The organism is Amphritea pacifica, assembly GCF_016924145.1.
GTDB lineage: Bacteria > Pseudomonadota > Gammaproteobacteria > Pseudomonadales > Balneatricaceae > Amphritea > Amphritea pacifica.
Map to the genome: position 1 here is coordinate 1 of NZ_JAFFZO010000135.1, position 402 is coordinate 402.

1 protein-coding gene is annotated in these 402 nt (G+C 46.8%); it reads right to left on the minus strand.

The genetic code is table 11. From position 1 onward, the window contains the following. Positions 1-238 (minus strand): hypothetical protein (locus JW499_RS21775; RefSeq protein ID WP_205212532.1); only part of this gene is annotated, 238 nt, incomplete at its 3' end. Positions 239-402: the final 164 nt, after the last annotated feature.

Here is a 402-nt window from a genome sequence, read left to right on the forward strand (position 1 = left end):
TTTCGATGAAATCAATGAAATCAATGGTATCGTCAAAAAATACTAAGGCTAGTGAAGAAACAAAAGATAAGGGGGCAAGCATCGTGCAACAACCTTTGGCAATTGCCGTAAGGTAAAAATAGATCAGTCCCCATTTATTTAATGAACCCGCGCTATACTGGCTCTCATCCCAGTGGGTTTCACCTTTATTGTCTTTTAGGCGCTGCCTGATTTCGGTTGGGGAGGGTTCCTCAACCATACTGATCGGAATGCTTTCGTTGGTCCGGCTCCAGGGTAGGGGATCACCGCCCTGCAATAATTTAACCAGTGTGCCCTGTTCCGGGCGTGGCTTCTGCCTGGAATATCGTTCGCTATTCCAGGCGGTGCTGCTGTAGGGCTTTATCTGTTGGAAGTCCATTTATA